Genomic DNA, 20,544 nt, shown 5'->3' with positions numbered 1-20,544 from the left:
GCGAAAACCTTAAAAATTCATTCAGCAGGTCCTTCATGCCTTCCACCTCCTGCGTGATGATGCGGATGCTCTCGTCAAATACCTTGGCAAAGGACTTCTTGTCTTCGTAATATTTTTTACGAAGGCGCTGTGTGTTGAGTTGAATCGGTGTCAGCGGATTCTTGATCTCATGTGCAATGCCCTGCGCCACTTCCTGCCAGGCGGAAATTTTTTGCGCCTTGATAAGTTGCGTCACATCTTCAAACACAAGAAGGATCCCCAGGTATTTTCCCGAACTGTCACGCATGAATTTGATGTTCACCAAAAAGGTGCGGGTGCTGTCACCGACGGTCAATTCCAGTTTTTTCTCAAAGGATTCCTGCTGGCTCACATCGATTTGCTTAATGGTGTTGCGGATGGCATCTCGAAAAACCGGGTCAAACGCTTCTTTATAACTCCGGCCATAAACCTTGCGATCGCCCATTTTAAGGAGGCGTTTTGCTCCTTTATTGATTGTGGTGATGATGCCTGTTTTATCAATGGAAACCACCCCCGCACCGATATTTTCGAGAATGGTTTCCGTGTAGTAACGGCGACGCTCCAGTTCGATATTCGTGTCGCTCAGGTTTTTGTGTACCCGGTCGATCTTGACACGGCTCTGTTTTAATTCCTCGGTCATGCTGTTGAACGAATTGACCAGCATGCCAATTTCGTCGTTGGTGGCGACATCCACTTTGAAGTTGAGGTCGCCCTCGGCAATGCGCCGTGTTCCCTGTGCCAGTTCCTGAATGGGCACCGTAATACCCCTCGCCATGTAAAACCCAAGCCAGATGGCGGAAAACAGGATCAACAGTGTCATCAAGATGAAAGTGACAAAATAATTCGCACTGACCGGTAGCTTGAGAAAACTCTGCTTTTTATACTCTTCGAATGCATTACGGATACTTTCGATTTTGAAAAGCGTGCTTTGTGGAATTTTTGAAAGGGTCAGAATGTAACCCCAAATGGCTGGCTTGTCCTCCAGACGCTGAATGAGGGGAGTGATCACCACCATATAATTGCCCTTGGTGAACGAGCGGGGCTCGGTGATGGTTTCATTGGCCATGCTTTCCTGAATCAGGTCTGAGTAATCCTTGTTTGTATAAGTTTCGGGCATGGAACGGCTGGCGTAGGAAACAACCACGCGGCCCTCGTGGTCGTAAATGATTATTCCCCCCAGCTGATATTCTTCAACTTTCATTTCCGTAAGCCGCCTCAACTGGTCGCGCCGGTCTTCCAGATAGAGTTGGTTGTTGGTGATGAATTGCTCCAGTTTTTTAGCGTAAAACAGGTTGGTTTTTTCCACGTGGGAATAGTATTCCCGCGCGACTTCCATGGACTGCTGAAGGGATTGTTCCACCTGGACACTGAACCAGGTTCCAATGCTGTAACTGAACAATTTGCTCGCTACGAAAAATAATAGAACCGAAGGTACAAGCGCCAGGGTTAAAAAGGCAAGAATCAGTTTTGTCTGGAACTTCGCCCCGATCATAAGGCTTTTACGTTCGTTGTACAGCTTCGTCAGGTTGCGCGCAATCAACGTCACCAACAGGACCAGGAGGATGATTATGACGTTGAAAAGAAGAAGGACTGGGATGTTGTCCGAAATGGTGGCGTTTTGCTGACGCAGGTAGGAAAACTCAAAATAGGACAACAGGCCAAGCGCAAGGATGATCAGCGCCAAATTGCGGCGGGCCCGATTTTTTTTCCTTCGAAGCTGGTCTTCGGTGAGGTGGGAATCGTAAGGATTATTTGCTAAAGGCTCGAACGGCATTATTCAATCCCCCGCCGTGCGTCCCGGAAGGGCTCCGAAGAGGTTGAGTCGCATCCGCGGGGAATCCTTTGTTGGGTTCCACTTGGATCAGACTGGATTCAGTCCACGAAGTTTCGAAATCGTGGATCGGTACAAAAAACAACAACCAGTTGAAGGGGAACCAGAGGCCGTCATCGTTGATCATCTCCGCCTTAACGCGGACATAATACCATTCATCGGGATCGAGAAGGTATATCGAGGACAGGGGGATATCCTTCAATGTCATCATCAATTCCCGGCACAAATCTGCCTTGCGGGTTACCACCTTACGTTCCATATTGTCACCCTGCGAAGAAAACTCGTAGGTTTTTTTGAGGGTATCGTACTGTACCGTATGGGTGATGGTTTTTTGGCTGATCACTTCGTCCGGGTAAAAGCTCAAATGACGCCGAAGCTCGACTTTATAATGGAATGTCAATGGGACACCGCTGTGCAGGGCTTCCATCATTTTGTCTGTAAAAGCATCGTGAAGCGTGCCATCCATCAGAATCTGTTCATGATCCGAGCGAAGAGTCACATTCGACAGAACCGGATTGGCCCACGCCGGAATCACCATGAAGCCGATGCAAAGCAAAATGAAAATGCCCTGCCGGATGCATCCTGAAACAGTTTGTGCCAACAATTTAATAGTTGTCCTTAAAATGGATCGCTAATTCTATAAAGGAATTTGAAGCAGGGGGGATTCAGAAAGTGACAGGTAAGCCAGCGATTAATTTCCCCCAGTCGTAATATATCTTAAAGGATTTTAAAAAGATGTAAATATTTACAAAATTTGAATTTATATTGGAATTGAAGGTCTGGAATCAGGTCATGGAAAGAGGGTGCCGGGCGGGAAATCGAGCCCCATTTCAGGGCTTTGAATTTGAATGGGTTTTTGAAGGACATCCGGCTTAAGGGCTGAACGTTGGGAGATCAGCTTTTTTTTAGCAGGTCGCGAAGCTCGTAAAGCTTCTCCAGAGCCTGGCGCGGGGTCAAGTCATCCAAATCTAGCCGTTTGATCATTTGGATCAGGGGGGGAGGCACTTCCCCGAACAGTCCAAGCTGCTGGGGACCGGTTTCGGGCGGTTGGGGTTGCGCCAATTTTGGAGTTCCAACCTCATCGTACTCGCTGTTTTCGAGATTGAACAGCACTTCGTTGGCGCGCTGCAGTACCTGCTCCGGCAGGCCGGCGAGGCGCGCGACGTGGATTCCATAACTTTTGTCCGCGCCTCCGGGAACAATCTTTCTCAGAAAAATGATTTGGTCATTCCACTCCTTGATCTGCACGTTGTAATTTTTGACGCTGTGGAACAACCTTTCGAGCTCGGTGAGTTCGTGATAGTGAGTGGCGAATAATGTTTTGGCACCGATATGGCCGGGGCCCTGCAAAAACTCCACGATGGCCCAGGCGATGCTGATGCCGTCGAAGGTGCTTGTGCCACGGCCGATTTCATCAAGAACGATCAGGCTTCTGCGCGTGGCGTTGTTGAGAATGTTTGCAGTTTCGTTCATCTCCACCATGAACGTGGACTGTCCCTTTTGCAGATGGTCCTGTGCGCCGACCCGGGAAAATATTCGGTCCACCAGTCCGATCTCCGCTTCCTCCGCAGGAACGAAGCAACCGATCTGAGCCATAAGAACGATCAGCGCCACCTGGCGCAGGTAGGTCGATTTGCCCGCCATGTTGGGTCCGGTGATGATAGCGACCTGATGTTCATCACAATCGAGATGGGTATCATTTGGGATAAAGGGTTGGTTGGGATCGATTAACTCGACCAGCGGATGGCGTCCGTTTTGAATGCGAAGCGCGTCGCCATCGTCCATCTGCGGACGACAATAGTTTTGCTGGTGGGCAATTTGCGCAAAACCGAGAAGGGCGTCGAGTTCTCCAATCCGTTTCGCCATCGCCTGTATACGTGCGCCCTCGGCAGCAACAGACTGCCGAACCTCATGAAACAGCCTTTGTTCAATGATCTGCACTTTTTCTTCGGCACCGGTGATTTCGGATTCATATTGTTTGAGTTCCGGTGAGATGAAGCGTTCGGCATTGACCAAAGATTGTTTGCGGATGTAGTCGTCGGGTACGCGGTCGAGGTTTTTCTTTGTAACTTCCAGATAGTAGCCATAAATCTTGTTGTAACCGACTTTGAGCTGCGGAATACCGGTGCGTTCTTTTTCCCGGGCCTCCAGGTTGGCGATGGCCTGGTTGCTGTCTTTCATAATGGATTTCAACCGGTCCAGCTCCTGGTCGCAGCCGGGTTTAATGAGTCCGCCGTCCTTGATATTGAGTGGCGGGTCGTCCTCGATCTGTTCGTCGATCCCCTGATACAAGTTATCAAGATTATCCCACCCATCGCGGATGGCACTCATGGCAGGCAGGGGGCATCGACCGATCATCTCTTGAATTTCCGGAAGTGCTCGAAGGGAATTTTTTAGCGCGATCAGGTCACGCGGCGTGCATGTTGCCATGGAAATTTTTCCGAGGAGGCGTTCCAGATCGAAAATGTGTTTCAAGCGTTCGCGCAGGTCGTTTCTTTCCAGCAAGTGCTCGCGGTAGTGGCCGACCAGATCGAGGCGCTGTTCAATGGCTTCCAGCCGGATAAGCGGTTTCAAGATCCATTCCCTCAACCGCCGGGCCCCCAAAGGAGTGCAGGTGGCGTCAAGGTGCCCCAGGAGGGAGTGCTTGCGCTGGCCGTCGCTCGATTGCACCAGTTCCAGGCTGTTGATGGTGGACTGATCCAGCATCATGGAGTCTTGCGTGCTGAAAGTGGATAACGAGGTGATGTGCTGGAGCGCGGACTTTTGCGTTTCTTTCAGGTACTGGACCAGGGCGCCTGCAGCGCTCACAGCCGCGGGCCAGGCTTCGCACCCGAAGCCGTCCAGCGTTTTGGTTTTGAACTGTTCGACCAATATGCGGTGCGCCTGACTGTGGTGGAACATCCAGTCCTCCACCGGCTGGATGAAATAGCCCGTGCCGGAGAGCGCCGGGGGACCCGCTCCGTTGCCGTTTGCCGTGTTTTCCGGAATCAGGATTTCCTTGGGATCAAGTTTGGCCAACTCATCCTGAAGTAAATTCTCTGCAGAGGGGGGAAGCTCCGTAACCTTGAAGAGGCCCGTTGACATGTCCAGTGCCGCAAGGCCCGTCTGTTCCTTGCCAAAATAAAGTGAAACCAAAAAGTGATGGCTTTTAGGATCGAGAAGGTTGTCATCCAAAACCGTTCCGGGTGTGATGACGCGCACGACCTCCCGGCGTACCAGTCCTTTCGTCTGCTTCGGGTCTTCCATCTGCTCGCAGATGGCGATGGTCTTTCCACTCTTCACGAGTCGGCTGATATACATATTGGCGGAGTGATGCGGAACTCCGCACATGGGAATGGCATTCGGTTTGTTCTTGTTGCGGGAGGTGAGGGCGATATCAAGTAGTTTCGACGCATCCTTCGCGTCCTCGTTGAACATCTCGTAAAAATCGCCCATGCGAAAAAACAGGATGGCGTCTGGAAACTCCTTTTTGATGCTCTGGTACTGCTGCATCATGGGAGTGTCGTCGTCCAACAGGTTCTGCTTATTGGCGTTTTTGGCCATGACCGGATTCGTCTAAATTTTGAGTTCCTGAAAAACGGGGTACAGTCGTTGAAATGTGGCTTCGATGTGTTCCGGATGCACCTTGGTATCGGCGAGGACAGGCATGAAGTTGGTGTCGCCGGTCCACCGAGGTACGATGTGGCAATGGATGTGTTCCTCAAACCCCGCTCCGCCGCTTTTGCCAATATTGTATCCGATGTTGAAACCGTCCGGGTGGTACGAATCGCGCAAAATCTTCATCGACTTCTGCGTGAGCAGGCCGATCTCCGCCAACTCCTCCGGGCTCAGATCCGTCAGGCAGGACAGGTGGCGGTAGGGCGACACCATGAGGTGCCCATTTGAATACGGGTAAATATTGATGATGACAAAACTGAATTCACCTCGGAACAGCAGCTTGCGTCCCATGTCGTCATTTGCCTGCGGACCGGTGCAGAAAATGCATTCCTTGGTTTTGTCGGATTTGATGTAATTCATGCGCCAGGGGGCCCAGAGGTTTTCCATATTCACTCTCCCGGCGGATGGCCGGAAATTCAGAAATTGCTGGTTCCGGAAGGTTGCCGGCCGGGGAAAATGTGGCCAAAAATTTCCTGCGTTTTGGACTTCATGAAACTTGCGTCCTTCCGGGACGTTTCGTGGTCGTAACCCATCAGGTGCAGTATGCCGTGAATGAGGAGGAGGATCAACTCCTCTTGCAGGGACAGATGGTGGTCATGTGCCTGCCGGTCCGCCGTCTCGACAGAGAGAACGACATCGCCCAGCAGGCGGTCGCCGGTTTCGTTGACAGCGTCCTCATCCTGTGGGAACGAAAGCACATCCGTGGCCTGGTCCTTGTCGCGGTACTGGAGGTTGAGCTCGTGGATTCGGGCATCGTCCGTCAGCAGGATACTGAGTTCCTCGTTCTCCAGATCCAGAGCACTTAACACGCGCCGCGCTTCTTTTTTAATCCAGCGAATATCGATTTTGTGGACCGATTGGTCGTTTTTTACAAGGACGGGCATGGCGTCATTTTATCAGGATGGGTGGAACCGGGGGAACGGGTGTCTTGAAGGGAATACGGGTTTTCATTCAGAAGGTGGTGGTTCTTCGCTTTCGGCCCGGTCGTAGGCACCGATGATTTTCTTCACCAGTTCGTGCCGCACCACATCTTTTTGACCGAATTGGATCAGGTCGATGCCGTTGACGTCCTGCAAAATTCCTCTTGCGTGTATGAGACCGGACTGCACGCCGCGTGGCAGGTCCACCTGGGTGATGTCGCCGGTGACGACCATTTTCGAGCGGAAACCCAGCCGGGTGAGGAACATCTTCATCTGTTCGCGGGTCGAGTTCTGTGCCTCGTCGAGGATGATGAACGAGTCGTTCAGCGTGCGTCCACGCATATAGGCGAGGGGGGCGATTTCGATGTACCCCTCGGCAATCATCTGCTGAACCTGGTTGAACTCGACCATCTCGTAGAGCGCATCATAAAGCGGCATCAGGTAAGGCTGGATTTTCTCAGCGATGTCTCCCGGCAGAAACCCCAGCTTCTCTCCCGCTTCCACTGCGGGACGGGTGAGGATGATGCGCCGGAACTGCCGTTTCAAAAATCCCTCCACCGCCATGGCAACGGCGAGGTACGTTTTACCCGTACCGGCGGGGCCGATGGCGAGCACGATATCGTGCTGGCGGATGGCCTGGATCATTTTGCGCTGGGTGTTGCCCTTGGGGGTGATGAATCCCTTTTTGGGAGATACGGGAATGCGTTCACCGAACAGGCCTTTTAGGTCGACTTCCGGGTCTTCTGCCATGAGGCGGATGGCAAACTTGATGTCACCATTGACCAGACGTTGGCCCGCGGCCAGCATATCGTGCAGTTGCACGAGCAGGCGCTCGACCGCTTCCACCTCATTGGGTTCACCACTGATTCGTATCTGGTTTTCCCGGGTGGTGATGCGGACGTTGAATTTTTTTTCGATCTGTTTGAGGTTGGTGTCCTGGGTGCCGAATATTTCAGGAATGTATTCCGTGCTTTCGAGTAGCAATTCCCTGGAGGCGGTGTGGTTCAAGCGAAGGCGACCTTTATCAAATGGACCTTGAATCCATTATATGGAGATTGGTTGCGGATGTCAAAGCATACCGAATCCAGTAAATGACTATTTTTAAATGAGTTGGAACGCCTAGCCAAGGCCTGGAGAAGGTCAGGTACGGTATCGTTGACTGCCATTGATCAGGCTCAGGAATTCGCCGCGCGTACTGGGATTGGTTTTGAAGTAACCCAGCATGGAGCTCGTCGTGGTGTACGAATTTTGTTTTTCCACGCCGCGCATGGACATGCACAGATGAAGAGCTTCGATAACCACCGCGACGCCCTTCGGTTTGAGCACGCGTTGGATGCAGTCGGCGATTTGAGTGGTCAGCCTTTCCTGCACCTGCAACCGGCGGCTGAATGCGTCCACCACACGGGGGATTTTACTGAGACCAATGATTTTTCCATCCGGCAAATAGGCCACGTGTGCCTTACCAAAGAAAGGAAGCATGTGATGTTCGCAAAGACTGAACATGTCGATGTCCTTGACGATCACCATCTCATCGGTGTTGGCATCGGTGAACAGGGCATCGTTCACCAGTTCGTCGATATTGACCCAGTAGCCGCCGGTCAGAAACTTGAGGGAACGGGACACCCGTTCGGGGGTATTTTTCAGGCCTTCGCGCGAGGGGTCTTCTCCCAGCTCGAGCAAAAGCTTTTCAATCAACTCTTTCACTGACTTGTCCTCTGTAAGTTACGAAGTTGCGCGGAGATTCGTACAACTTGATTTGGTGAAGCAACCCGCCGCCGATTTTCGGTTCCAGCACCTCCCAGAACTTGATAGCCAGATTTTCGGCAGTGGGGATGACCCCTTGCAAAAACTCCACGTCCATGTTGAGGTTTTTATGATCAACCTTGTCGATGATCTCCTCGGTGACGAGCTTTTTGAGGAACTTGAGATCCAGAACCATTCCGGTTTCTGGGTCGACGTCCCCCTTGACGGTCACTTCCATGGTGTAATTGTGTCCGTGACCGTTGGGGTTATTGCAAAGGCCAAACACCTGGGCGTTTTTTTCGTCAGAAAAGGTTGGGTTGAACAGCCGGTGACTGGCGCAAAATTCTACTTTTCGTGTTATATAAATCATGGGTTTTCTTCCATTCATGTTATTGGAGGGGGGCCGGATTGTCAATGGAATTCAGGGTTTAAAGCTTTTTGACGGGGTAATATGCATCGCCTGTCCGGGAAAAAAATCGTGGTGGTCCGCACCGGTGCGCTGGGCGACGTGTTGATGACTTTGCCCTTGTTGCAGGCGGTGCATTCTGTACAACCCGAATGCCTCCATGTGGTGGTCGAAGCCCGGCAGAAAGCCCTGATGGAAGGCTTTGACTGCATTGACCGGGCTTTCGCCGCCGACGACCTGCAATGGTGGCGGGTGTATGGTGATGACACCGATAGCCTGCCTCTGCGTTTCCTTTCTGATTACGATTGCGTGGTGGCTCTCATTCAGGATCACGGCGGTACCGTGGCCGACCGGCTTCGTCAACGCCTCCCAGGTGAAGTGATCTTCCGCCCGCCATTCCCTCACCGTCCGGACAAGCATGTCAGCGGGTATTACCTGGAAACGCTTTTAGGGCTGCCGTCACCCTTCTCATGGCCCCCGGGCTGGAAGGCTCCGGATGAGGAGGTCCGGGAGGCAAAACGGGTTTTAGCTTGCCTTTCATCGTCACCTCGAATCTGTGTACTTCAACCCGGAAGCGGCGGGGTTTCTAAAAACTGGCCGCTCAAGCGGTTCCGTGAACAGGCGGATTGGCTGAATTCGCAAGGAATGCTACCGGTGTTCCTGCTGGGGCCCGCGGAAGTGGCCATCTCCGAAACCGTGCATGCGTTTTGTCGGGAACGCAGGTTCCCGGTCTGGGAAAATCTTTCCCTGACCCGTTGCGCGGCCTTGCTTTGCCAATCCGAAGGGTTTCTGGGCAACGATGCAGGGGTGACTCACCTGGCTGCCGCGCTGGGATTGCCCACCCTGGCCGTGTTTGTCAAAACGGAACCGAAAATGTGGCGTCCATTGGGAGCGCACACAGGGGTAGTCGATATTCGTAAAACCAGTGAGGCGGACCAAGACGGTGCCGGCGAAGTCAGTAGGGAACTGGGCCGGCTGCTTTCCATTCGCACCCGCCACTGAGGAAGGTCATTTCAGGTATTTCCGTTTGTTGTCCGTTGTGTAAAACCCGGAGCCGTACAGGTGAAAGGTTCCGCCCCCCACGCATTTATGAAGCGGTCCGCCACATTTTTCGCATTTTTCGAGAGGCGGGTCGTCTGCTTTTTGCAGGGCTTCCGTTTTATCTTTGCACTTTTCACATTCGTATTCGTAAATGGGCATGAATTGGCCTCCTGCTTATTCGGGACGGGCAGGGTGTCGCTGCAGTTCCACCCGGCTTCATGGTTGTTGCCAGAAGATGGGCTTGGTGCCTTCCTGTTCCCGGAAAATGTCCAGAGTTTTTGGAATGTTCTCCTTGACCTCGTCCAGATTGAACACTTTTTGTGGCAGGGTCAGTCCGAATTCCTGCTCCCATATCCCTACCATTATACCGATCCGGTCGCTCAATATCTGGAGAATAATAAATCGTGTGATGCCGAATTTCTCCTGCACCGCCTTCGGCATCATGAAGGTTCCGTTCTGGTTGACCTCGCCGAAACGCATGACGGCGAGACCCCGGTCGACTTCCTTGAAGCCCAATGAGGCGATATATTCTTTGAGTTCCGGCGGCATGAAGTCGCGCGGCCAGGCCACGATACCGTGCTTTTCAAAGTTCTGGTAAAGGACGTACGGCCGCGGCTCGTCCTGCGCCTGGGCTGTTGAAGGGGATAAAACCGCAAAAACCAGGGTCCAGATAAGAAGGCCGCCTGCCCACAGGCGGGAGGCTGGGTTGGATCGGGATCGTTGCATGCTTTACCCCCTTTCAGGGCCTTCAGGATAGAATTTCCGTCTGACTGAAAAAATAGGAAATCTCAAAGGCTGCATTTTCGGGTGAATCGGAACCGTGCACGGAGTTCTTTTCAATGTCCACGGCGAACTCCTTGCGGATGGTGCCGTCGGCGGCATCCTTGGGATTGGTCGCACCCATCAATTCCCGCCAGCCGGTGATGGCGTTGTCTTTTTCCAGTACCAGCAGGACGACGGGACCACCGGCAGACATATAGGTGGTCAGGTCTTTAAAAAAGGGACGCTCCTTGTGAACGTGGTAAAACCCTTCGGCCTGCTCCAGGGTCAGTCTGGCCCGTTTCATGGCGGCGATGCGGAACCCTTTGGATTCGATGCGCTCCAGGATTTTGCCAATCAGGTTGCGTTCTACAGCGTCAGGCTTGATGATAGCAAACGTTCTTTCCATTGATACTCCGGTTCTTCTAGGTGAATGAGTTGACGGGGAATTTGGATATCAGGGAAAAAAAAAGGTATTGGGGAGCCCCAAATACCTTTCCTTTTATGAAACCAATACAGGTTTAAGGATGTTCAGCGCTGAACCACTCCCACCCGTTTGATCACGAAGCGATCTTCCAGATTGTCGATCCATTTCATCTGGATGGCATTGTGCTTGGCGACGTCTCTGCAGATGTAAACGCAGATTTCGCAAGACTTACAGCGGTCCACCGAAACGTAGGCGGATTTGTCTTCCTCGCTGTAGTTGATGCAGTTGGCTTCGGGACAATAAGTCGTGCACAGGTGGCAATTGGTTTCTGCGCATTTATCCTTATCTACCTCTGCAATATAGTACATGCTTGTTCAATCTCCAATTCAAAAAGTTACCTTAGACGGCAACCGGTTTCTCTTTGGCATCAGCATGAACACCCCATTTGTTGTCCACCGCGAACTGGTATGCGGCTTTGATGGTGTCCATGTTCGCCTGAAGCAGCTTCTGCTTTTTGGCGAACTTCTTCTCGATGACGCTGTCCAGAGAGGCGGTACCACCGGAAGTAACGATACCTTTACCGATGAAACGATCCTTTACGGATGCCTCAATCGAGTCCATGTCCGGCATGCCAAAAATGGCGGATATGGCGCCGCACATGGCCATGTTGGTGGCCAGGTCGGTCCCCGCAATATCATTGGCGAGTTCGGTCGCCGGCAGATAATAGATGTTCGCTTTTTTATCTGCCAACTCCTTCTCCTCATCGGGAATGAGTTTGAGCGGCTCTTTGTTGTTGATCAGGATGATGCCGTTCTCTTTCAGGCCCGTGTAAAAAGGCATGGTGTACGACTTACCCAGCGTGATGACCTGAGCGCTAAAGATCATCAGTACGTTGGGGAAGACGATTTCCCCGATTTCAAATATCTCATCGTTGGAGATCCGCACATAACTTTCAACCGGAGCATTGCGTTTTTCGGAACCGAAAAAGGGGACGAGGGAACTGTACCCTTTACCGATTACAACCGCGTTGCTCAGGATGTGAGATGCGGTGACGACGCCCTGACCTCCAATACCGGCCATGCGGACGTTATAACGTTTGACTTCTTGTGGCATGGATTGAAAACCTCCTCATTATTTTTTAGCAGCTTTGGCTTTTCTTTTCTTTCTTTTCGAGGTCGGTGATGTACGCCTTGGCTTCGTCCGTCATTTCCTCGTGGAAACCATAGCGTTCTTTTTCGACATCGAAGGCATCCTGCATGACTTCCGGAGTGGGAATGGCGTACTCGATGTTGCAGGAGGTGTAGGCCTGAATATAGGTCGGGCCGATTTCGCGCGCGATCAGGATGGCGCGACGAACGGTGCGAACCACGCGGGCCGGGTTGGTCGGCGCGATGCGTGCGATGTAAGCACAGTTCGAAACCCGGGCCAGCCCCAGAGCGTCGATCTTGCCGGTTTTCTTGCCGCGCGGGGCCATCTTCAGAATCTGGCCCTGCATGGTCATACCGCTTTCCTGTCCACCGGTGTTGCCGTAAACTTCGTTGTCCAGCATGATGGTGGTGAATTTTTCCTGACGGAACCAGGAATGCATGAGGGCCTGGAAGCCGATATCGATCAGACCACCGTCACCGGCCATAACAATGACGTCTTTATACTGATCCGGATAAAGAATTTCCAAGCCGCGTTTCAGGCCGGATGCCACGGAGTTGGTGTCACCGTAGTTACCGTAGATGAACGGAATGTTTGCCTGGGAAATAGCAAGACGGCCGCAACCTGCGGTACCGACGTTGATGGTGTGCTCAGGATTCGGCAATGCCAGCATGGTGAGACGGATGAAAAGGGTCATCGCGCAACCCGCACACATCGGATGCTCTTCCAGAAGTTCCTTGAACTTCCCCATTTCGCTAACCTTCACCTCACGACCATACTGACCGTACTTGACGAGGTCGCGGTATTCAACGGGGAGAAGATCTTCAAAACCAGGAGACGGTTTAACGGTTTCGAGAGACATAATTGATTTACCTTTCTATATATATTTAAGAAAGTTTTATTAAGTTCTATTCAGACCCTCAGCCTGCAAGGGTTGACGCGTCTTTTAAAAGGAATTTCGGGGCCAAAGTCCCAAAAAACTAAGCCTACACGATTCGTACGGCTAACGCAACATCAGTGTTACAGGCGATCAACCGTACCTTTGCGGGCCGCATCCAGCCACTCGAGGATCATCTCGGTCGGCATGGTCATGCCGCCATAAACCCGAGGCCCAGAGGCAATTTCGGCTTCACAATTGCCATACAGTGTGGAGCAGACTTCCTTGTGCAGCCAGCCCGCCTGGTTGAATTCCGGAATCAGAATTCGCTTGGCGTTCTTAACGGCCTCAATGATTTCCCGGCCGGGCCACGGGCGAATGGTCTTGACTTTGACCAGACCCACCTTGCGACCGGCTTCACCTTCCTGACGAACGGCTTCGCGCGACTGGGAAACAGCGGAACCGGAAGCAATGAGGAACTCTTCGGCGTCCGGGTTTACGACTTCAATCAGGTCGCCCAGGTATTTACGCCAATGCCGGGCGGAACGCTCGACAGCGGCGAAAACTTCCTGCTGCCAGCTGGCGTGCATGTGGTAGCTGATGAAGTTGGATTTCTGAATGGGAGCATCGCGGGACAACCGGGCCGGCGGGTTTTCATTGTCCATGGCCGGTACGGCCGAACGCCAGCCGATGCGAGGCGGCAGTTTGTATTCCTGCGAAGGCATCGACACCTTGCCGCGAGCGTGGGTGACGAAAAAACCGTCAACCGATACCACCGCGGGAAGAGTCACATCCACTTCTTCGGACACCATGAACGCCGCCAGGGAATAGTCAAAGAAGTCCTGCTGATTTTCAGCATGGGCGTGGAGGATGCCGGTGTTCAACAAAAATGAAATCTCGATGTTGTCCGGCTGAATGGCCAGAGGGGTGTTGATGACACGGCACATGTTCAGCAGAACCAGAGGAGTCCGCGCACCCGGCCAGGAAGCGATCGCTTCCATGCCGCGCATGAGTCCCGGACCGGAAGTCGCCGTCAGGGAACGCACACCGGCCCTCGAAGAACCGCCGATGGCCGTCATGACCCCGATCTCCTCTTCCGCACGGTAATAGTCTTTGAGGTAGCCCTCGTCATAGAGGTAACCGACCTGCTGCATGGTTTCACTCTGCGGGGTGATAGGATAGGAGATGGCGATGTCTACATTGGCCCGGCGAATGGCCTCGCGGGCCGCCTCACTCCCGGTGATGAACTCGGTTTCACGGGGCGCTTCTCTCAACAACCACACCGGGTCGACCACTTTTTGCAAGTCGCCTTTAGGGACCCATTCTTCTTTTTTCTGGGTTGCAGTTTGCTCGGTCATAACGACTCCTCAACGCAATGATGTTTATTCCAAATGTTGAATATACTTAGCTTTAAAGCTATTATTTAGTATTTAATAGGGCAACTGGAAGAGGGATTCTGTTCCAGGGAAGATCAGAACAACCTGATTTGCGGTGTTCAAATTACCATGTTTGCCCCTCTAATACAATTTAATTGAAGGTTTTCAATTAAATTTTGTACAGGTTTGAAAAAAACTCCGCACACACCGGATTTCACTCTGGATGGGGGGTGTTTCGAGAAATAATTTACCTCAATAAATTCAACTATTTGAATTAAATTCAGGAGGGAGGAAGGTGTTTCCGGAGCGACAGGCTCTGCGCCAGTTTGCAGGGTTTTTTAGGACCAGAGGTGAATTTTTGTCCCTTCAGGCCGTCCCCGGGGCTCAACCCTTTTGTTCCTGCTTCGAATGGATTTCATTCAGATGGGCGAACGCTTTCTCGAGGAACTCGTTTACAGCCTTGTCATTTCTGAACTTGAGCGTGGTTTTGGCCAGGTCGGTATCGTGATACAGTTCGTAACGCAGGGTTTCGCCATCCTGAAACTTGACCACGTCTACAGTCCACTCCAGTTGGGTGATGTCCTCTGTGGGGAAGTTCACCGCTGTGACCCCCAAATTCCCAATGCGGTAAACAAACTGAATACTGCCGTTTCCGCTCGGCTCCGTACGAGTGAGCACGAGGTTTTCCTCGGTCAGCATAAGGGAAAGGCTCCTGTTAGCGGTTCTTTATGGTTTGCAGGCGGTTTTCTGCAACAAAAACCTGTGTTAGGATAGGCTTCCGGCTGGCCGGAAACTCCAGAGTACCCAACATACCAGACATGAAGCCTTCAGGTAAAGGCTTCATCTTTTTGGAAATACAAATTAACACAATCCTTTTCTCCTCAGAGACATCTTAATCCGGAAACTTAATTGATTTGATAATGGTCTATGGAACCTATTGAACTGAACGACCCAGCAGAGATCCAGCAATTCCTGAGTAAAGTCCGGCTTACGGGCAAGGGCTTCACCTCCGATGCACTCCTGGGGGACGTGTTTGAGGCCGGGCTTGACTACCCCGACTTTTTAAAGGCGGAAGGGGAGGACCCGGAGGCGAGTTACGATGGCAAGTCTCCGGCCTGGGCCAAATACCATGTCCGTCAGGGCAAACGGGTCTTTATGGTGTACGGTGCCGCGGGCCGCGAACGCCGCTCCCATTTTTCTGAGACCCCTTGATTTAATATTCCATCCGGGTCCCCTGTCGGGATAAACACCGGATTTGAGAGCGAACTTATGAAATTCGATAAGGAAACGCAGGAACGCATTCTCCGCGTTGCGGCCGACCGAAACCAGGGAAAGGACATGGAAGAGGTGGACGAAAGTATCGCCTACATCATGGACATGCACCCGGAGTTCGACCAGGCCTGGGAAATGGGTGAGATGGCAGTGTACCCGCAGGAGATCGAAGGCAAGGTGGTCAATCCTTTCGTCCACACCGTCCTGCACGTCATCGTGGACCAGCAGATCCGCGACGAAGCGCCGGACTTCGTGGCCCAGGCCTACAAGGACCTGGTGGATATGGGCATCGACCAGCATGAGGTTCTGCATCACCTCATCTCGGTCTACGCCGATTTGTATTTCACCACGTTTCGCCGCGGCGACAACTTCAGCAACCTCGATTACCAGGAACGCATCAAGCAACTGGTGCAGGCGGCGAAGGAGGGGATGGAAGAGGGGTGACCGTCACTCCGACTGACCCGGCTTCAAGGGTTCGTGGCAGACTTCGCAGTGATCGAGTGTGTAATCGTTGATGTGCTGGCAGACGGGGCAGTCCAGCTCCTTGTTCTCGGCCTTCGGCGGGTCAAACGGCGTCAGGCACTTTTCGCACCACGCGGTTTTATTGATATTGGGCGCCCCGCAATTGGGGCATTCGAGAGTGTAGTTCATACCCCTTGGGATGCAGGCCATCCCAAGGGGTTTTTATTTTTGAGCAGGTTTCGCTTGTAAGGTGGGGAGAGGGTGGCCGCTTACAGGCACTTGGCGATGGTTTTGCCAATGTCAGCGGGGCTTTTGACCACCTTGATCCCGCACTTTTTCATCACCTTCATTTTGCCTTCCGCCGTGCCCTGGCCACCGGAGATGATGGCCCCGGCGTGGCCCATCCTGCGGCCCGGGGGCGCGGTCTGTCCCGCAATGAAACCCACCACCGGTTTGGTGACGTGCTTCTTGATGTAATACGCGGCTTCATCCTCTGCCGATCCACCGATCTCGCCGATCATGCAGATGGCCTTGGTTGCCCGGTCTTTCTGGAACAGTTTCAATGCATCGATGTAGCGGGTGCCGATGATCGGGTCGCCGCCGATGCCCACGCATGTGGACTGGCCGATGCCCATCGCCGTCAACTGGCCCACGGCTTCGTAAGTCAGCGTACCGCTTCGGGAGATGATGCCGACGTTCCCTTTTTTGTGAATGTGCGCGGGCATGATGCCGATTTTGCACTTGCCGGGGGAAATGACGCCCGGGCAGTTGGGACCGACGAGACGTGAGTCCGAATCCTGGATGTACCGGTACACTTCCACCATGTCGTAAACCGGAATGCCTTCCGAGATGCAGATGATCAGTTCGACGCCCGCATCCGCCGCCTCGAGGATGGCGTCCGCGGCGAACGCCGGGGGAACGAAAATCATCGATGCGTTGGCCTTGGTTTTGTCCACGGCCTGCTTGACCGTGTCGAATACCGGAACGTTGTCCAGAACTTTCTGTCCACCTTTACCAGGGGTCACACCCGCCACCAGCTGGGTTCCGTATTTCTGGCACTGCTCGGCATGGAACATGCCTTCGCGGCCGGTGATGCCCTGAACCAGCAACCTTGTGTTTTCGTCTACGAGAATGCTCATTTTATTGCCTGTACGACCTTTTTCGCGGCGTCTTTCATACCATTGCCGACGATGAAGTTGATATCGGATTCATTCAGAATGCGGTGTCCTTCCTCCATGTTGGTCCCTTCCATACGGATGACCACAGGCACCTTCACACTCAGTTTCCTGGCGGCCGCGACCACGCCCGCGGCGAGGATGTCGCAACGCAGAATGCCGCCAAAGATGTTGATGAAAATCGCTTTGACTTTGTTGTCGGAGAGGAGGATACGGAACGCGTTCTCGATCATCTCCTCGTTGGCACCGCCGCCGACGTCCAGAAAGTTGGCCGGCTCGCCTCCGCTGTGTTTCACGATGTCCATCGTCGCCATGGCCAGTCCCGCGCCGTTCACCATGCAGCCGATGTTGCCGTCGAGCTGAATGTAGTTGAGGCGGTACTTGGAGGCCTCGATCTCGTTGGGATCCTCTTCGTCGAGATCGCGCATCTCCTGCAGGTCCGGGTGGCGGCCCAGTGCGTTGTCGTCGATGTCGATCTTCGCGTCGAGCGCCAGCAGGCGATTGTCGCCGGTGACGACGAGCGGATTGATCTCCAGCATCGACAGGTCTTCCTTCACGAAACACTGGTACAGGTTGATGATGAAAGGAATGGCCTGCTTGAACACCTCGCCTTCCAGGTTCAGCGCAAACGCGATCTTGCGGGCGAGGTAAGGCTTCACGCCAATGACCGGGTCGATGCGTTCGATGATGATTTTTTCAGGTGTGGCCTCGGCGACTTCCTCGATCTCCATGCCGCCCGCCTCGCTGGCCATGATCATGACCTGGCTGGTCTCGCGGTCGAGGATGAGGCTCAGGTACAACTCGCGAACGATGTCCATGCCTTCTTCGATCAATACCTTTTTGACCAGACGTCCTTCCGGTCCGGTCTGGTGTGTGACCAAAGTCATGCCGATGATTTTGCCGGCGTGCTGTTCGGCTTCTTCCGGGCTTTTCGCGAGTTTCACGCCGCCGCCCTTGCCGCGTCCGCCTGCATGGATCTGCGCCTTCACCACAACGGGCGTGGTGCCGATCTCCCGGGCTGCCGCTGCGGCTTCCGATTTGTCATGAATCAGTATGCCGCGCGGTACCGGTACCTTGTATTTCCTGAAGAGCTCTTTGCCCTGATATTCGTGAATTTTCATGGTTTGAATTGAAAGAATTAAATAGGTTTCCAAATGTGGGAGCCGCTTTGTACCACAGGTTTTCGCAGGTTGTCAAAAAAAAGCGGAGTTGGTGAAAACGTGACGGCTGTAAATCCGGGCAGGGATTCCCCCAAAGGGGAGGGTTGCTTGCCGGGAAGCACCGAACAAACAGTTGCGTCTCTTAAAGATTGGGAGAGAAACAGAAGGAAAGAACGGATGGTTTCAACTGTTGCGGTTCAACAGCGCGCCGCAAAACCGGATTGGGAGGCGCCTCCAGCGGAGGACTCCGAATTTGTCTCCGGGCGCAGAATCTGACCCCAGGCTTCGCGCAACGGAGTCATCACCCGCAGGATCGACTGCAGGGCGTCTTTGTCGTTTTTGATGTTGGCGTGCGTGAGTTGGCGCAGAATGAACTGGTACAAACGTTCCAGGTTGCGGGTCACCTCACCGCCTTTGTCCGTATCGAGTGCAACCATGAGTTCGTTCACGATATCCCGCGACCTTTGAATGTACGCGCTTTTGTGTGCGACGTCGTTCTGGTCCATCGATTCCATCGCCATGGTTACGAAGCGGATGGCCCCGTCATACATCATGAGAATCAGTTTGCCCTGGTTGGAGGTGGATACCTCGTTGATCTGGTATTGATTGGGTCCCTGGTTTCGTGCCATGAATTCACTCTCCTGTAATTCTTCGTGATGTCCGTGTTCGCCGTTATTACTTGCTCAACAGGCTCGGCAGGTTTGCAAGAGACGACTCGACGGCCCTTCTTTGGGAGTCGAGTTCACCCAAAAGCTGTTCCAGCCGGATAAATTCTTTTGTGATGTTTTCTTCAAACAAAGCCAGCCGGTCATCAAGTTTCAGGATGGTCTCGTTCAGGTCCTCAATGGTACCGGTGGTGGTGTTGATGTCGCCCTGAAGCGGGCTGTCCAGTGTGGTGTCCGTATTGAAGGTCACAAGACGGTTCAACTTTTCGGCCACACCCAGGGACACCTCGATCGTTCCCTTGTTGCCGTCCGAGGCCAGTTCAGCGGCGGTGATGCTGAACACCAGGCCTTCCGCGGTGGTGCCCGCGGCACCGATGAAGGTGTCGCCCGGTCCGGCTACAGCCGGGACGAAGGTGGATTCTCCAACTTTGCGCAACTCCGGCACTCCGCCGGTGACCTGCAATTCAAAGGTCCCTTCTTCGGTGGTGGTGGCCGCACTGCCGAAGGTGACGTTCGGGTTGGACGCCGAACCGCTGTTGATGAACAGGTTGACGACGCCGGTGGGATCGGACGCCAGGGCCGAGCTCAGTTTGGCTTCATCCAGTTCCAGCAGGCCGTCATCCCCGGTCTTGATGCCGACCTGGGAAAGAAAACTGAAGGAAGTGCTGAGTCCCTGCACTTCGCTGGAAACCAGCCGGGCCAGCGATTGCTCCAGGCTGCGGACCGAAACATTTCCGAACAGGGGACCCGCTTCCAGCGTGTCCGGATCGAATTGGGCGTTGTCGTTTACGAAGGCGCGGATGGCATTGTACTGCTCGACAAAATCGTCCACCTTGCCGCGAATGGCTTCGGTATCCTGTGTGATTTGAATGGTGCCGGGTCCCAAAGCCTCGAGCGACAGGGTCGTCCCCGTCAGGACATCGCTCACGATATTGGTACTGCGGGCGTAGGAAACCCCTTCGAAGTCGAAAAGGGCGTCCTGTGAGGATTGAATGCTGGTGAAAAACTTGTCGCCGAATCCAAAAGGTCCATCGAAAAAGGCGGAAACGGTCTGGCTGGAGCCAGTCTTATTTCCTTCAATCACGATGCTTATGGGAGTTGCACCAGAACCGTCATCCACCACTTTTGCTGTGACGTCCGCCGCCGAGGCATTGATCTTATCCACCACCTGCTGCACCGTATCCGTGTTGGTGATTGAGATGTCGGTTTGAATTCCGGCCACCGTAATTTCCAACGTACCTGCACCGAAAAACCCTGGGCTGTAAATGTCGGACGCCGAACTGAACCGGTCGTCGGATTGTACAATTCCTTTCTGGGCCAGCTGGTTGACATCGATGCTGTAATTGCCAATCGGGGAGTTGAGGGTAGTGGTGACCCCGACGCGGGCGTTTTCTCCCCCGGTGGTGTCGGCAATGAAAGTCCCATCGATGGACACCAACCGGTCGCGCACGTTCATCAGCCGCACCGTGCTCTTGAAGGTGTTGAGCAGACCGCGGAGTTCCTTCAGCAGGTCGAGCTTTTCCACCTCCAGCTCGCGGTCGGAGACCTTGGCTTCAAGGGGTCGCTGTTGCAGTGCGATCAGTTTCTCGACCACTTCCGAGGTGTTGAA

At 53.3% G+C, this 20,544-nt stretch carries 23 protein-coding genes and 1 pseudogene; 3 read left to right on the top strand and 21 right to left on the bottom strand.

Going from position 1 to position 20,544, the window contains the following annotated elements:
• Window positions 1-7: 7 nt before the first annotated feature.
• From TX82_RS12470 to TX82_RS12435, 8 genes and pseudogenes are all read right to left on the bottom strand, one after another.
• Window positions 8-1,792 (bottom strand): annotated as a pseudogene (locus tag TX82_RS12470) (sensor histidine kinase); the annotation flags it as partial.
• Window positions 1,767-2,453, bottom strand: a complete 687-nt coding sequence (locus TX82_RS12465) for a DUF4390 domain-containing protein (protein WP_005011384.1) — start codon at window positions 2,451-2,453, stop codon at window positions 1,767-1,769. The pseudogene TX82_RS12470 and the gene TX82_RS12465, both read right to left, overlap by 26 nt.
• A 290-nt stretch (window positions 2,454-2,743) precedes the next feature.
• Window positions 2,744-5,392, bottom strand: a complete 2,649-nt coding sequence (gene mutS, locus TX82_RS12460; RefSeq protein WP_005011382.1) for a DNA mismatch repair protein MutS — start codon at window positions 5,390-5,392, stop codon at window positions 2,744-2,746.
• A 12-nt stretch (window positions 5,393-5,404) separates the two neighbouring features.
• Entirely contained in the window at window positions 5,405-5,893 is a 489-nt protein-coding gene (locus TX82_RS12455) for an HIT family protein (RefSeq protein WP_005011380.1), read from the bottom strand.
• A gap of 29 nt (window positions 5,894-5,922) precedes the next feature.
• Window positions 5,923-6,390 (bottom strand): rRNA maturation RNase YbeY, encoded by a 468-nt coding sequence (gene ybeY, locus TX82_RS12450; RefSeq protein ID WP_005011378.1) that lies wholly within the window; start codon window positions 6,388-6,390, stop codon window positions 5,923-5,925.
• A gap of 63 nt (window positions 6,391-6,453) precedes the next feature.
• Window positions 6,454-7,434: a PhoH family protein gene (locus tag TX82_RS12445; RefSeq protein ID WP_005011376.1), complete on the bottom strand. Its 981-nt coding sequence runs from the start codon at window positions 7,432-7,434 to the stop codon at window positions 6,454-6,456.
• 132 nt (window positions 7,435-7,566) lie between these two features.
• Complete coding sequence (folE, locus tag TX82_RS12440) at window positions 7,567-8,130, bottom strand: GTP cyclohydrolase I FolE (RefSeq protein WP_005011372.1); 564 nt, start codon at window positions 8,128-8,130, stop codon at window positions 7,567-7,569.
• Entirely contained in the window at window positions 8,114-8,539 is a 426-nt protein-coding gene (locus TX82_RS12435) for a 6-carboxytetrahydropterin synthase (protein ID WP_005011370.1), read from the bottom strand. The genes folE and TX82_RS12435 overlap by 17 nt, the downstream gene beginning before the upstream one ends.
• 81 nt (window positions 8,540-8,620) lie before the next feature.
• On the opposite strand from TX82_RS12435, the gene TX82_RS12430 reads away from it, so the two are divergent.
• Complete coding sequence (locus TX82_RS12430) at window positions 8,621-9,577, top strand: glycosyltransferase family 9 protein (RefSeq protein WP_005011369.1); 957 nt, start codon at window positions 8,621-8,623, stop codon at window positions 9,575-9,577.
• 6 nt (window positions 9,578-9,583) lie between these two features.
• Here the strand turns inward: TX82_RS12430 and TX82_RS12425 are convergent, their stop codons facing one another.
• The 8 genes from TX82_RS12425 to TX82_RS12390 all read right to left on the bottom strand — a co-directional run bounded on the left by TX82_RS12425 (window position 9,584) and on the right by TX82_RS12390 (window position 14,900).
• A complete protein-coding gene (locus tag TX82_RS12425) occupies window positions 9,584-9,775 on the bottom strand; it encodes an FmdB family zinc ribbon protein (protein ID WP_042251237.1) in 192 nt (63 codons plus the stop codon).
• A 57-nt stretch (window positions 9,776-9,832) separates the two neighbouring features.
• On the bottom strand, window positions 9,833-10,342 hold the full coding sequence (locus TX82_RS12420; protein ID WP_005011368.1) for a hypothetical protein: 510 nt from the start codon (window positions 10,340-10,342) through the stop codon (window positions 9,833-9,835).
• Between the two features lie 22 nt (window positions 10,343-10,364).
• Window positions 10,365-10,784: a nucleoside-diphosphate kinase gene (gene ndk, locus TX82_RS12415; protein ID WP_005011366.1), complete on the bottom strand. Its 420-nt coding sequence runs from the start codon at window positions 10,782-10,784 to the stop codon at window positions 10,365-10,367.
• Between the two features lie 122 nt (window positions 10,785-10,906).
• Complete coding sequence (locus TX82_RS12410) at window positions 10,907-11,170, bottom strand: hypothetical protein (protein ID WP_005011364.1); 264 nt, start codon at window positions 11,168-11,170, stop codon at window positions 10,907-10,909.
• A gap of 31 nt (window positions 11,171-11,201) precedes the next feature.
• The gene (locus tag TX82_RS12405; protein WP_005011363.1) at window positions 11,202-11,915 is read right to left on the bottom strand and encodes a 2-oxoacid:ferredoxin oxidoreductase subunit gamma family protein; all 714 of its coding nucleotides are present in this window, start codon (window positions 11,913-11,915) and stop codon (window positions 11,202-11,204) included.
• Window positions 11,916-11,940: 25 nt separating this feature from the next.
• Window positions 11,941-12,810 (bottom strand): thiamine pyrophosphate-dependent enzyme, encoded by an 870-nt coding sequence (locus TX82_RS12400; protein ID WP_005011362.1) that lies wholly within the window; start codon window positions 12,808-12,810, stop codon window positions 11,941-11,943.
• Between the two features lie 158 nt (window positions 12,811-12,968).
• Window positions 12,969-14,183 carry a 2-oxoglutarate ferredoxin oxidoreductase subunit alpha gene (locus TX82_RS12395; protein WP_005011361.1) on the bottom strand — a complete coding sequence of 405 codons (1,215 nt, stop codon included), beginning with the start codon at window positions 14,181-14,183 and terminating at the stop codon, window positions 12,969-12,971.
• Window positions 14,184-14,585: 402 nt separating this feature from the next.
• Window positions 14,586-14,900: a hypothetical protein gene (locus tag TX82_RS12390; RefSeq protein ID WP_005011360.1), complete on the bottom strand. Its 315-nt coding sequence runs from the start codon at window positions 14,898-14,900 to the stop codon at window positions 14,586-14,588.
• A 228-nt stretch (window positions 14,901-15,128) separates the two neighbouring features.
• Between TX82_RS12390 and TX82_RS12385 the strand changes: the two genes are divergently transcribed.
• Both TX82_RS12385 and TX82_RS12380 read left to right on the top strand, forming a co-directional pair.
• Window positions 15,129-15,413, top strand: a complete 285-nt coding sequence (locus TX82_RS12385; protein WP_005011359.1) for a hypothetical protein — start codon at window positions 15,129-15,131, stop codon at window positions 15,411-15,413.
• A 57-nt stretch (window positions 15,414-15,470) separates the two neighbouring features.
• Window positions 15,471-15,917: a DUF1841 family protein gene (locus TX82_RS12380; protein ID WP_005011357.1), complete on the top strand. Its 447-nt coding sequence runs from the start codon at window positions 15,471-15,473 to the stop codon at window positions 15,915-15,917.
• Window positions 15,918-15,920: 3 nt separating this feature from the next.
• On the opposite strand, the gene TX82_RS12375 is transcribed toward TX82_RS12380, so the two are convergent.
• The 5 genes from TX82_RS12375 to fliD form a co-directional block, all read right to left on the bottom strand.
• A complete protein-coding gene (locus TX82_RS12375) occupies window positions 15,921-16,124 on the bottom strand; it encodes a zinc ribbon domain-containing protein (protein WP_042251233.1) in 204 nt (67 codons plus the stop codon).
• Between the two features lie 80 nt (window positions 16,125-16,204).
• Window positions 16,205-17,074, bottom strand: a complete 870-nt coding sequence (gene sucD / locus TX82_RS12370; RefSeq protein ID WP_005011351.1) for a succinate--CoA ligase subunit alpha — start codon at window positions 17,072-17,074, stop codon at window positions 16,205-16,207.
• Complete coding sequence (gene sucC, locus TX82_RS12365; protein WP_005011349.1) at window positions 17,071-18,231, bottom strand: ADP-forming succinate--CoA ligase subunit beta; 1,161 nt, start codon at window positions 18,229-18,231, stop codon at window positions 17,071-17,073. Before sucC ends, sucD begins: the two co-directional genes overlap by 4 nt.
• Before the next feature lie 236 nt (window positions 18,232-18,467).
• The gene (gene fliS / locus TX82_RS12360; protein ID WP_005011347.1) at window positions 18,468-18,899 is read right to left on the bottom strand and encodes a flagellar export chaperone FliS; all 432 of its coding nucleotides are present in this window, start codon (window positions 18,897-18,899) and stop codon (window positions 18,468-18,470) included.
• 46 nt (window positions 18,900-18,945) lie between these two features.
• The coding region (fliD, locus tag TX82_RS12355; protein WP_042251229.1) for a flagellar filament capping protein FliD at window positions 18,946-20,544 on the bottom strand (1,599 nt) is incomplete at its 5' end.

The sequence above is a fragment of the Nitrospina gracilis 3/211 genome (genome assembly GCF_000341545.2).
GTDB classification, from domain to species: Bacteria; Nitrospinota; Nitrospinia; order Nitrospinales; family Nitrospinaceae; genus Nitrospina; species Nitrospina gracilis.
Note: the sequence above shows the minus strand (reverse complement) of the source record. Positions and strands in the feature narration are given on the sequence as shown.

What these genes read in the sequence shown, in the direction of transcription:
- mutS (WP_005011382.1), bottom strand. Translation starts at nt 5,392, where the DNA reads ATGGCCAAAAACGCCAATAAGCAGAACCTGTTGGACGACGACACTCCC.
- TX82_RS12455 (WP_005011380.1), bottom strand. Translation starts at nt 5,893, where the DNA reads ATGGAAAACCTCTGGGCCCCCTGGCGCATGAATTACATCAAATCCGAC.
- ybeY (WP_005011378.1), bottom strand. Translation starts at nt 6,390, where the DNA reads ATGCCCGTCCTTGTAAAAAACGACCAATCGGTCCACAAAATCGATATT.
- TX82_RS12435 (WP_005011370.1), bottom strand. Translation starts at nt 8,539, where the DNA reads ATGATTTATATAACACGAAAAGTAGAATTTTGCGCCAGTCACCGGCTG.
- TX82_RS12430 (WP_005011369.1), top strand. Translation starts at nt 8,621, where the DNA reads ATGCATCGCCTGTCCGGGAAAAAAATCGTGGTGGTCCGCACCGGTGCG.
- TX82_RS12425 (WP_042251237.1), bottom strand. Translation starts at nt 9,775, where the DNA reads ATGCCCATTTACGAATACGAATGTGAAAAGTGCAAAGATAAAACGGAA.
- TX82_RS12420 (WP_005011368.1), bottom strand. Translation starts at nt 10,342, where the DNA reads ATGCAACGATCCCGATCCAACCCAGCCTCCCGCCTGTGGGCAGGCGGC.
- ndk (WP_005011366.1), bottom strand. Translation starts at nt 10,784, where the DNA reads ATGGAAAGAACGTTTGCTATCATCAAGCCTGACGCTGTAGAACGCAAC.
- TX82_RS12410 (WP_005011364.1), bottom strand. Translation starts at nt 11,170, where the DNA reads ATGTACTATATTGCAGAGGTAGATAAGGATAAATGCGCAGAAACCAAT.
- TX82_RS12405 (WP_005011363.1), bottom strand. Translation starts at nt 11,915, where the DNA reads ATGCCACAAGAAGTCAAACGTTATAACGTCCGCATGGCCGGTATTGGA.
- TX82_RS12400 (WP_005011362.1), bottom strand. Translation starts at nt 12,810, where the DNA reads ATGTCTCTCGAAACCGTTAAACCGTCTCCTGGTTTTGAAGATCTTCTC.
- TX82_RS12395 (WP_005011361.1), bottom strand. Translation starts at nt 14,183, where the DNA reads ATGACCGAGCAAACTGCAACCCAGAAAAAAGAAGAATGGGTCCCTAAA.
- TX82_RS12390 (WP_005011360.1), bottom strand. Translation starts at nt 14,900, where the DNA reads ATGCTGACCGAGGAAAACCTCGTGCTCACTCGTACGGAGCCGAGCGGA.
- TX82_RS12385 (WP_005011359.1), top strand. Translation starts at nt 15,129, where the DNA reads ATGGAACCTATTGAACTGAACGACCCAGCAGAGATCCAGCAATTCCTG.
- TX82_RS12380 (WP_005011357.1), top strand. Translation starts at nt 15,471, where the DNA reads ATGAAATTCGATAAGGAAACGCAGGAACGCATTCTCCGCGTTGCGGCC.
- TX82_RS12375 (WP_042251233.1), bottom strand. Translation starts at nt 16,124, where the DNA reads ATGAACTACACTCTCGAATGCCCCAATTGCGGGGCGCCCAATATCAAT.
- sucD (WP_005011351.1), bottom strand. Translation starts at nt 17,074, where the DNA reads ATGAGCATTCTCGTAGACGAAAACACAAGGTTGCTGGTTCAGGGCATC.
- sucC (WP_005011349.1), bottom strand. Translation starts at nt 18,231, where the DNA reads ATGAAAATTCACGAATATCAGGGCAAAGAGCTCTTCAGGAAATACAAG.
- fliS (WP_005011347.1), bottom strand. Translation starts at nt 18,899, where the DNA reads ATGGCACGAAACCAGGGACCCAATCAATACCAGATCAACGAGGTATCC.